This window comes from Roseateles sp. P5_E8 (assembly GCF_054177665.1).
On the sequence record NZ_JBGCUM010000097.1, the window covers coordinates 1 to 10,178 of the forward strand.

The 10,178-nt window shown below is 69.7% G+C and carries 8 protein-coding genes; 6 read left to right on the top strand and 2 right to left on the bottom strand.

The window, feature by feature from the left end:
- From ACXRVZ_RS26850 to ACXRVZ_RS26865, 4 genes are all read left to right on the top strand, one after another.
- On the top strand, positions 1-2,446 hold a 2,446-nt coding region (locus ACXRVZ_RS26850; RefSeq protein WP_458233064.1), incomplete at its 5' end, for a PEP-CTERM sorting domain-containing protein.
- Between the two features lie 108 nt (positions 2,447-2,554).
- Positions 2,555-4,936, top strand: coding sequence for a hypothetical protein (locus tag ACXRVZ_RS26855; RefSeq protein ID WP_458233065.1), 2,382 nt, complete (start codon positions 2,555-2,557; stop codon positions 4,934-4,936).
- The gene (locus ACXRVZ_RS26860) at positions 4,933-5,244 is read left to right on the top strand and encodes a DUF1360 domain-containing protein (RefSeq protein ID WP_457426889.1); all 312 of its coding nucleotides are present in this window, start codon (positions 4,933-4,935) and stop codon (positions 5,242-5,244) included. The genes ACXRVZ_RS26855 and ACXRVZ_RS26860 overlap by 4 nt, the downstream gene beginning before the upstream one ends.
- 1 nt (position 5,245) lies before the next feature.
- Positions 5,246-5,491 carry a hypothetical protein gene (locus tag ACXRVZ_RS26865; protein WP_457426891.1) on the top strand — a complete coding sequence of 82 codons (246 nt, stop codon included), beginning with the start codon at positions 5,246-5,248 and terminating at the stop codon, positions 5,489-5,491.
- Here the strand turns inward: ACXRVZ_RS26865 and ACXRVZ_RS26870 are convergent.
- Complete coding sequence (locus tag ACXRVZ_RS26870) at positions 5,488-7,008, bottom strand: hybrid sensor histidine kinase/response regulator (RefSeq protein ID WP_458233066.1); 1,521 nt, start codon at positions 7,006-7,008, stop codon at positions 5,488-5,490. The genes ACXRVZ_RS26865 and ACXRVZ_RS26870 overlap by 4 nt on opposite strands.
- Positions 7,009-7,108: 100 nt before the next feature.
- The gene (locus ACXRVZ_RS26875) at positions 7,109-8,608 is read right to left on the bottom strand and encodes an ATPase domain-containing protein (RefSeq protein WP_458233067.1); all 1,500 of its coding nucleotides are present in this window, start codon (positions 8,606-8,608) and stop codon (positions 7,109-7,111) included.
- Positions 8,609-9,011: 403 nt separating this feature from the next.
- On the opposite strand from ACXRVZ_RS26875, the gene ACXRVZ_RS26880 reads away from it, so the two are divergent.
- Entirely contained in the window at positions 9,012-9,260 is a 249-nt protein-coding gene (locus ACXRVZ_RS26880) for a hypothetical protein (protein ID WP_457426897.1), read from the top strand.
- Positions 9,261-9,284: 24 nt separating this feature from the next.
- Complete coding sequence (locus tag ACXRVZ_RS26885) at positions 9,285-10,007, top strand: GGDEF domain-containing protein (RefSeq protein WP_457426899.1); 723 nt, start codon at positions 9,285-9,287, stop codon at positions 10,005-10,007.
- The last annotated feature ends 171 nt before the right edge of the window (positions 10,008-10,178 follow it).

Sequence of the window (10,178 nt, forward strand, 5' to 3'; positions counted from 1 at the left end):
CCGCAACACCGGCGTCGTCGGCGCCTTCGAGGGCGCCACCTTCAACATCGGCCTGGGCGACGCCAACACGCTGATCGACAACCGCAGCGGCCGCATCGAGACCGGCGCGGGCAGCGTCATCAGCCTGTCGGGCAGCCACCCCTCCAACTACGGCACGACGACCATCCTCGGCGGCGCAATAGCCGGCGGCGGCCGCATCGACACCTACCGCTTCGCCGTGCTGGACAGCCTGGCCATCGAAGCCGGCAGCACGGTGCGCACCGGCAGCGGCAGCAGCCTGGGCCTGCTGGGCAACATCGCCAACGACGGCCTCATCGAGGTGTACGACGGCACCAACTGGCTGTCCGGCAACGCGCGGCTGTGGATTGGCGGCGATGTGCTGCTGAGTGGCGGCGGCCAGGTGAAGTTCCTGGGCACCGAAGGCCTGATCGACTCGGGCGGCGCGAACGCCAAGCTGACGCTGGGCAGTGCCCAGACCCTCACCACCGCCGTCGGCGCGCAAGGCACCGTCAAGGTCGACGTCGTCAACCAGGGTCGCTTCGAATCGCGTGGGGCAGGCTCCAACGTGCAGGCGCTCGTGTCCAGCATCCGCAACACCGGCGTGCTAGCCGCCACCGACGGCGCGACCTTCAACATCGGCCTGGGTGATGCCGACACGCTGATCGACAACACCGGCGGGCGCATCGACGTGGGCGCGGGCAGCTTCATCACGCTGTCGGGCGGCCACCCCTCCAACTACGGCACGACGACCATTCGGGGCGGCACGCTGACCGGCGCCGGCCACATCGCCGCCGCCCGCTTCGCCATGCTGGACGGCAGCGGCAGCGAGGCGCTGACCATCGCCGCCGGCGCCACCGCGCGCACCTACAGCGGCAGCAGCCTGGGCCTGGCCGGCAGCATCGTCAACCACGGCACCCTCGAGGTGTTCGACAACACCAACTGGACCTCCGGCCCCGCGCGGCTGTGGGTCTCGGGCGAGGTGGCGCTGACCGGCACGGGCCGCGTGCGCTTCATCGCCAGCGAGGGCGTCATCGACAAGTCGGGCAGCGGCTCGCTGCTCAGCATCGGCGCACAGCAGACGGTCACGACGGACGCAGGAGCTGCCGGCCTCATCACCGTGAACCTCGTCAACCAGGGTCGCATCGAGGCGCGCGGCGCCGACTCCTTCCTGCAGGCCCAGGTGGCCAGCATCCGCAACACCGGCGTGCTGGCCGCCATGGACGGCAGCCTCCTCAACATCGGCATCGGCAATGCCGACACGCTGATCGACAACACCGGCGGTCGCATCGAGGCCGGCGCGGGCAGTTCCATCTCGCTGTCGGGCAGCCATCCGTCGGTGACGGGCGTGGTCACCATTCGCGGCGGCACGCTGGCCGGCGCGGGCCGCTTCGACACCAACCGCTTCGCCGTGCTGGACAGCCTCGCCATCGAGCCCGGCGCCACCGTGCGCAGCAACAGCGGCAGCAGCCTCTACCTCGCGGGCACCCTCAGCAACCAGGGCACGCTGGAGGTGTTCGACGGCACCAACTGGCTCTCCGGCAATGCACGGCTGCTGGTCAACGGCACGGTGAACCTGCAAGGCAGCGGCCGACTGCTGGTGGCGGCCGGCAACGAGAACCTCATCACCAAGGGCACGGCCGACGCGCTGCTGGCCATCGGCAGCCAGCAGACGCTGACGACGGCCCTGAACAGCGCAGGCGTCGTGCAGGTCGACCTGCTCAACCACGGCCGCGTCGAGGCGCACGGTGCCGGCTCGACGCTGGACCTGAGGCTGCGCGCCATCACCAACCAAAGCACCCTCGCCGCGGCTGACGGCGCCGACCTGCGCATCGGCCCCGGCAATGCCGACACCGTCATCGACAACCACGGCGGCCGCATCGAGGCCGGCGCGGGCAGCCGCGTCTTCCTCGCCGATGCCGGTCACCCGGCCAACACCGGCATCACCACCGTGCAGGGCGGCGTGCTGGGCGGCACCGGCACGTTCTCCATGTATCGCGCGCAACTGACCGGCGGCGTGCGCATCGCACCGGGCCAGTCGCCCGGGCTGCTCAGCTTCAGCGGCCCGCTGCAGTTCGACCCGCTGGGTGGCCTGCAGATCGAAGTGGGCGGCCTCGTGCCCGGCAGCGGCAATGACCGCGTCAATGTCGCCGGCAGCGCGCTGCTGGCCGGTGCGCTGGAGCTGAGCCTGTGGGGCGGCTTCAAGCCCGACGACGACGACGTCTTCACCATCCTCAGCGCCGCCAGCGTCAGCGGCGCCTTCGCCAACGTGCTGGGCGGGCGCGTGGCCTTTGCCGGCGGCAGCTTCGACGTGCAGGTGAGCACAACAGACGTGAAGCTGATGCACTTCGAAGCCGCGCCGGTGCCCGAACCGGGCACGCTGGTGCTGATGCTCGGCGGCCTGCTGCTGGTGGCACGACGCCGGCGCTTTCAAGCCGAATGCACGTGAATATCTCCAGCCGCCCTTAGGGGGGCTTGCACTTGTTGGGCGAACTAGGGTTGTTGGAAGAAGCGCAACAGCGCCGCCAACCCGCATTCCCTTTCAAGGAGACAAGCCATGGCCACCACCCCCAAGCCACCGCGCGCAGCGCCGACGCACCTCACCCATGAGCTGGACGCGCTCTCGCTCGTCAGCGATGACGACAGCAACGAACCGCTGGACGACGACTTCCGGTTCGTCCTCGGCGAGCTGCTGAACGCCTACAAGCCCATCCTCACTGCGGACCTGCAACGCGCCGAGTCCCCAGACGCCCTCATCAAGGAGGCCCTCGCCAACCCGCCGAGCTGCGAGGACGAGTTCAACCAGGCCTTCGCCCTCTTCGAGCGCTTCAGCAGCGAGGACGTTGCGCAACGCCTGCTGCCCGCGGACCTGCGCGAGCAGCTCGGGCCCCTGGAGCGCTGGCGCTGGTGCCTGCTGCACCTGCGCTGCTGCATCGTCTTCGGCTGGCTGATGTGCCGCGGGCCGCGCTCGTTCCGCGGCTCCAGCTACTACCTCTGGCGCTACTGGCGCTGCGTGCGCGAGGTGCTGGGCGCGCCCATCGCCAACCCGCCCACCGCCGCCGACCGAGCGGACTTCAACCACCTCGTCAAGGCCCTGGCCGAGGCCTACAAGCCCTACCTGGACGACCAACTCGCCAGCGTCGATTTCGCCCAGGGCCTGCCGGACCAGGTGCTCGCCGGCCAGCTCGACTGCTTCGAGGACGGCGACGCCAACACGCAGATCCTGGAGCGCCTGCTCAGCACCGACACGGCCGCCGCGCTGATGGGCCGCGAGCTGATCGCCAAGCACCGCGCCGACCCCTTCTTCTGGTTCTGCCGCTGCTGGGCGCTGTGCGCCATCCGCTTCGGCTGCTGCCTGGCGCGGGCCCGCAACCTGCGTGACGTGTTCCGCTGCCTGCGCAGCTACCGCGCCTGCCTGCGCCGCTGCCGGCGCCCGCTGCACTGCGCGCTGGTCAAGCCGGCGGGCTGCGTGCGCGGCGAAACCGACATCCTGCCGGGCCGCATCCTGGAGCCCGTGCGCGGCGACGCCGAGGGCATCAACTTCGGCCACTACCTCATCGAGGTGCGCAGCCCCGGCGGCAACCTGCTCAGCGGTGTCGTCATCTACCCGAACAACCTGGCCCAGCCCGACGTGGCCGCCATTCAGGGCAACTTCTCGGTGTCGGGCGGCAACCTCGGCTGGGTGGACACGCGCAAGTGCGCCGTGGACGCCGGCATCGAGCTGCTCAGCTCCACCACCTTCACGCTGACGCTGCGTGTCTTCTCCAACACCGGCGCCGAGCTGCAGCCCCCGTGCACGGGCAGCTTCTCGCTGTCGGTCAACGAGGTCTACATCAAGCGCGTCAGCTCGCCCTGGTCGGTGGACTACACCAGCCCCGCCGAGCCGCTGCGCGCCAGCGACAGCGCCGCTGCGGCCCTCGCCACCATCGGCGGCAGCATGCATGTGCGCGGCGCGGCCAATGTGTACGGCTGCTTCGGCGAAAAGATCCGCGAGTACACGATCTGGGCCATCCCCGACCCGAGCTTCAGCGCGCCGCAGCCCGCGCCGTTCACGGCCATCGTGCCCGGCGGCGACTGGCGTCTGGTCACGCACGTCGAGTTCAACCCGATGAGCATCGCCCAGCCCAGTGGCCCGCCCATCAACTACACGGCCGACCAGGTGCGCAGCAGCAACGTGCTCGACGGCGACCCCACGCCCAGCGTTCTGACCAACGTGTGGAGCTCGCGCAGCGAATGCATCTGCGTGCACATCGACTCCGCCAACTTCTGCACCTGCTGGAACGTGCCGTCCCTCGCGCCCAGCGCCTTCAACAGCCACACCCTGCCGCAGCAGGACCCGCCCAACCAGCAGGGCGCGAGCGGCAAGTTCAGCATGCTGCTGCAGGTCGTCGACACCGCCGGCAACACCTACTACGACATCCAGCGCGCCTGGGTCGACAACGAGCCCATCCAGGCGGCCATCGTCGGCATCGGCAACCAGGCGCCCTGCTCGGACATGTACACGCAGACGTCCGAGGGCGTGTTCAAGACCGTCGATGTGCGCGGTTATGCCTGGGACCAGTACATCGACCGCAACGACCTCACCGCGCCTACCAGCAACAACTTCGATAGCTACCAGGTGCGCTTCGTCAAGCAGGGCGCGCTGTCGCCGCAGGTGGTGCTCATCAACTCCACCAACACCGTGCCGCCGCGCGCCCTCGCCCTGCCCGCCGAGAGCCTGGCCACCGGCACGCTGACACCGTGGAACCTGCAGGTGCTGGACGCCGCCAGCAACCCGCTCGGCCTGCCCGGTGACCAGTTGCTCGGCCCGGGCGAGGCCTGCGTCTACAACGTCATCCTGGAGGCGTCGGACAAGACGGTCGTCAACGAGGGCACCGTCCACTATTCAGGGTGGATCCTGTTCCCGATCAAGATCATCAACGGCCCGGAGCCGGTGTGACCTTGGAGGAGCTGGGTTTCTGGCCCCGCCTGTTGCTCGCCGTGCTCGCGGCCTGGCGCATCACGCATCTGCTGGCCGCCGAGGATGGGCCCTTCGACCTCGTGCTCAAGCTGCGCCAGCGCCTGGGCACCAGCATATGGGGTCAGATGATGGACTGCCCCTACTGCCTGTCGCTGTGGGTGGCCGCGCCGCTGGCGCTGCTGCTGGCGGGCGACGTGGGCAGTTGGTTGCTGAGCGTGCTGGCGCTCTCCGGTGCGGTCTGCATCATCGAGGCGGCGCTCGACAAAGCTCACCTCAAGGAGAACTGACATGGGATGTTGCGGACAAGGCCGCGCCGCGCTGCGCCAGGCCATGAACCCCGCCCCGGCCCGCGCCGCCGCGGCCCCCAGCGAGCGGCGCGTGCTGGTGCACTACCGAGCCAGTGCCCCGGTCGTCGTGCGCGGCGTGGTGAGCGGGCGGCTCTACGAGTTCGACGGCAGCCAACCCACGCTCTACGTCGCCGAGGGCGACGCGGCGGTACTGCTGCGGTCGAAGTGGTTCGAGCGGAAAGACTAGAGATGGGCCAGCAGCACTGACACCGCTTCAACGCCGGCAGGCTTGGTCAGGTGCTCGTCGAAGCCCGCGGCGCGCGAGCGGCGCTTGTCCTCCTCGGTGCCCCAGCCGGTCAGCGCGACCAGCAAGGTCGTCGTGAAGCGCGGATCCTGGCGCAGCTTGGTGGCGAACTCGTGGCCCGTCATGCCAGGCATGCCCACGTCGCAGAAGACCGCCTGGGGCTGGAACACCGGCGCGGCCTCCAGCGCGTCCGCGCCGCTGTGCTGGACGCGCACCTCATGGCCTTCCAGCGACAGCAGCATCGCCAGCGACTCGGCGGCGTCCTCGTTGTCGTCCACGACGAGCACGCGCAGCGGCTTGTTCGGCTGCGCCGCCACCTCGGGCGCGGCGGCCACGGGTGCGGCCTGCACGGCCAGCAGCGGCAGGTGGATCGTGAAGGTGCTGCCCAGTCCCGGGCCCGGGCTGGCGGCACTGACCTGGCCGCCGTGCAGCGTGACCAGGCTGCGCACCAGGGCCAGGCCGATGCCCAGGCCGCCCTGGGCGCGCTCCAGTGAACGGTTGACCTGGGCAAACATGTCGAACACCCGCGCCGTCATGTCCGCCGGCAGGCCCACGCCGCTGTCCTGCACGGCCAGCACCGCCTGCTGCCCCGCATGCGCCAGCGTGACGGCGATACGGCCGCCATCGGGCGTGTACTTGGCCGCGTTGTTGACGAGGTTGCTCAAGGATTGCGCCAACCGGGCCGCGTCCCCGTCCACCCACAGCGCCTCGTCGGGCAGCGCGACGCTCAGCTGATGCCCACCACGTGCGACAAGCGGCGCGCAGGATTCCAGCGCCGTCTCCACCACGCGGCGCAGGTCCAGCCGCTCGCGTTGCAGCACGAGCTTGCCGGTCGAGATGCGCGACACCTCCATCAGGTCGTCGATGAGGCGCAGCAACTGGCGCATCTGCCGGTCCATCATGGCCGTGACGGTCTGGCGGCGGGCGGCGTCGGCGGGAAGCTGCGACAGCAGTTCCAACCCGGTGCGGATGGGGGCCAGCGGGTTGCGCAGCTCGTGCGCCAGCGTGGCGAGGAACTCGTCCTTGCGCTGGTCGGCCCGGCGCAGCGCGCGGTCGGCCTGCACCAGCGTTTCGATCTGGTCGCGGATCTGGTACTGCCAGCGCCGCCCGCGCAACGCCGTCATCACGGCGCTGAGCATGGTGCGCATCGACGTCGGCCGGTCCAGCACCGTCAGGTTGCGCAGCCCGGCCTCGCGCAGCGTCGGCGCCAGCAGGCCCTGGCGGCACAAGGCCAGCAGCGGCAGGTTGGACCAGGCCGGCTGGCTCTGCAAAGAAACCAGCAGACCGGCAAAACCAGGCCCGGCCAGCGTCAGGTCGGTGAACATCAACGCGCCGGCGCCGTCGTGGATCAGCTCCTGCGCATGGCGCCAGTCGCGGGCGACAACGCCCTCCAGGTCGGCCCCCGCCAGCGCGCGCCGCGTGACATCCGCATCGCGCGCCGTCGGCGCGAGGATGAGCACCCGCTCGCTGTAGGTCGGCTCACGAGGAAACGCCGGGCCGCCCCAAGTTTCCTTGACCCCCTCGGGGGGCGGGCTGGGCGCAGCCCGGACCTGGGGGCGCTCAGATCCGCCTGCCGCCATCGTCGGCTCCTCCCACCGGCACCTTGGCGCTGCCGAGTTCGACGGGCACGCCCGACAGAACACCGCGCAGATGGGTCAGCGGCGGCCCGAGGTGGACGCCTTTCTCGTCGAACCACAGCTGGCGGATGGTGTCTTCGTGACGACCGCTGCGCTTCTTGACGACCGAGATCGCCTTGCGCACCGCGCCGGCATGCTCGTACATGCGGAACAACATGATGGCGTCTGCCAGATAGCTGGTGTCGACGACGTTGCGCATGGTGGCGCCCATCAGCCCCGACTGCGTCGCGACGAGGAAGGTCGCAACGCCGTGGTTGTTGAGGTAGCTCAGCAGCTCGTGCAGTTGGACGGTCAGCGCACGCTCCTCCGGCATCGCGTTCAGGTAGCCGTTGAGGCTGTCGATGACGACGACCCGCGCGCCGTCCTGCTCCACCGCGTTGCGCACGATGTTCGCGAACTGGCTGGGCAGCACCTCGGCCGGATCGAGCTGGCGCACCGCCAGGTTGCCGTCCAGACCATCGATGTCCATGCCCAGGCCTTCAAGACGGTCCAGCAGCAGCGCACGGGACTCCTCGAAGGTGAAGATGGCCGCATGCGTGCCACGCCGCGCTGCCTCCACCGCGTACTGCGACGCGATGGTGGACTTGCCCGACCCCGCCGGGCCGATGAGCAGCGTGGACGTGCCGCGATCCACGCCGCCGCCGAGCAACTGGTCCAACGCCGCGACGCCGCTGGGCACCGAGTCGCGGCCGTAGGCCGAACCATGTTCATTGGGCTTGAGCCGCGGGAACACCTGCAGCCCGCCCCGCCGGATCAGCAGGTCCTGCTGGCCGCTGATGAAGTCGCTGCCGCGCAGCTTGGTGACGTGCAACTGCCGCTGCACCGGCCCATAGGGCGGCGCCTTGCGCTCCAAGGCGATAACGCCAGAGGCAATGCTGTGCACCTGCGTGTCGATGGTGTCGCCCGAGCGGTCGTCCAGGAACAGCGCGGTGCAGTGCCGGCCGACAAAGAACTGCTTCAGCGCCAGGATCTGGCGGCGGTAGCGAAGGGAACTCTGGGCCAGCAGGCTCAGCTCGGACAGCGAGTCCAGCACCATGCGGCTGGGCTTGCAGCGCTCCACTGCCTCCAGGATGCGCTTGGTCGTCTCGTTCAGCTCCACCTCGGAGGGGTGATACATCGTCAGCTCGGAGTCGCCAAGCAGATCGCCCTCGTCGGCAACGAGCTCGACGATCTCGATACCGTCCAGCGTCAGGCCATGCGACTCCGCTCCCGCGCGCAGCTCGGCGGCCGTCTCACCCAGCGTCACGTAGAGGCAGGATTCGCCTTCGCGCACGCCCTGGATCAGGTACTGCAACGCCAGCGTGGTCTTGCCTGCGCCCGGTTCGCCATCGATCAGGTAGAGCCGGCCGGCAATCAGCCCGCCATGCAACACCTCATCCAGGCCGGGGACCCCGCTCGCGGAACGGGCTTCTCTCCCTGTCATTGCACATCTCCAGTCAAAAATTGGCCGCATACGCGCACGGGGGCGTACCGCATGTTTTCAGTGTATTGACAGGAAGCCGTCCATTCGACCTCCCCCGGGCGGAACGCGGCGCTGTCTGACACGGGGGCGGCATACACTGCATGAGCCTGTCGCGCGTCTGCTCACTGCCGCGACAACTTCGGTAGTCTGGACACCACGCATCACACCCGCGTTTTCCCGGTTTGCCGGCTCCCGCCGGCGCACATCGGTCGTCACCTGCCTTCAGCGGCGAGCCCCACACTCCCCTCTCGAATTCTCTTTCGAGCCGGCCCCGTCGCCCCGCCCCTGGCGCCACTCACTGACGACCGCATGGCCCGGCCGTCGTCCCGCGACGACGCAGCGCCCATGCATCCTGGAGATCCTGATGAAGTCGGCCCCCATTGCCCCCGAAACCCTGAGACGCGACGCCCTCCGCGACGGCCTGCTCGCCACCGTCGACCTCCTCAAGCGCCGCCGCGCCGCCGACATTGACGAGGCCACCATCGAGGAGTACGTGACCCTGAACTGGCTCGAATGGCATGGCGGCTCGCTGCGGCTGACCACCACGGGCGAGAACATGTGCAAGCACCTGACCTCCGTGCTGGACCGCAACACCCCGCGCAGCGCCTTCTGAGCACCGCCCCCGGGCGCCGCAGCCATGTCAGCGCCTGAAGACGAACACGACGCTGCGCGCGGCCGCCTCGTCGCGCTGCAGCAGCAGATCGCCGCCGCCGAGGCCACGCTGCAGACGCTGCTGACGGACATCCTCGAAGCCCGCAGCGAGCGCGGCCTGCTGGCCGCCCGCGACGCCCGCGTCGAGAACGAGCGCCTGCAGGTGGAGAACCGCCTCGTGACCGAAGAGGTGGAGAGCGCCCACGCAGCGCTGGAGGTGGCCGTCAAGGCCTCGCAGACCGATACGCTGACCGGCCTGCGCAACCGCGAGGTGCTGTGGGACCGTCTGGCCCACGGCATCGCGGTGGCCCGCCGCCACGGCCAGCGCCTGGCCGTCTATTTCCTCGACATCGACGGCTTCAAGCAGGTCAACGACGAGTTCGGCCACGCCGTGGGCGACCTGCTGCTGCAACACGCGGCCCGCGTGTTGCTGGCCACGGTGCGCGACAGCGACACCGTCTGCCGCCTCGGTGGCGACGAGTTCGTCGTGCTGGCCGCCGCCAGCCGCAGCGAAGACGTGGCCCAGGTCGCCACCAAGATAGCCCAGGCCCTGTCTGAGCCCTGCCTGCTCGCCGGCCATGCCATGCGCGTGTCGGCCAGCATCGGCTTCAGCGTCTACCCCGAAGACGGTGATTCGCCCGGCGTGCTGGTGCACAAGGCCGACGAAGCCATGTACCGCGCCAAGCGCGAAGCCGTGCGCCTGCGCTGACGGGGGAGGCTGTCGGGCTTTGGGATGGGTGCGCGCCGGGGCGAGTTGCCATGCCAGACAAGGCGCAACCGCCGCCGTGGGGCCTCACCCCACAAGGTGGGTGCAACGCCGGATGGCGTGGCAAATCGCCCCGGCCCTTCGGGTTGGCCCGTCTTGGGGTCGCATGCGGCG

What these genes read in the sequence shown, in the direction of transcription:
- ACXRVZ_RS26865 (WP_457426891.1), top strand. Translation starts at nt 5,246, where the DNA reads ATGGGATGTTGCGGACAAGGCCGCGCCGCGCTGCGCCAGGCCATGAAC.
- ACXRVZ_RS26880 (WP_457426897.1), top strand. Translation starts at nt 9,012, where the DNA reads ATGAAGTCGGCCCCCATTGCCCCCGAAACCCTGAGACGCGACGCCCTC.
- ACXRVZ_RS26875 (WP_458233067.1), bottom strand. Translation starts at nt 8,608, where the DNA reads ATGACAGGGAGAGAAGCCCGTTCCGCGAGCGGGGTCCCCGGCCTGGAT.
- ACXRVZ_RS26855 (WP_458233065.1), top strand. Translation starts at nt 2,555, where the DNA reads ATGGCCACCACCCCCAAGCCACCGCGCGCAGCGCCGACGCACCTCACC.
- ACXRVZ_RS26885 (WP_457426899.1), top strand. Translation starts at nt 9,285, where the DNA reads ATGTCAGCGCCTGAAGACGAACACGACGCTGCGCGCGGCCGCCTCGTC.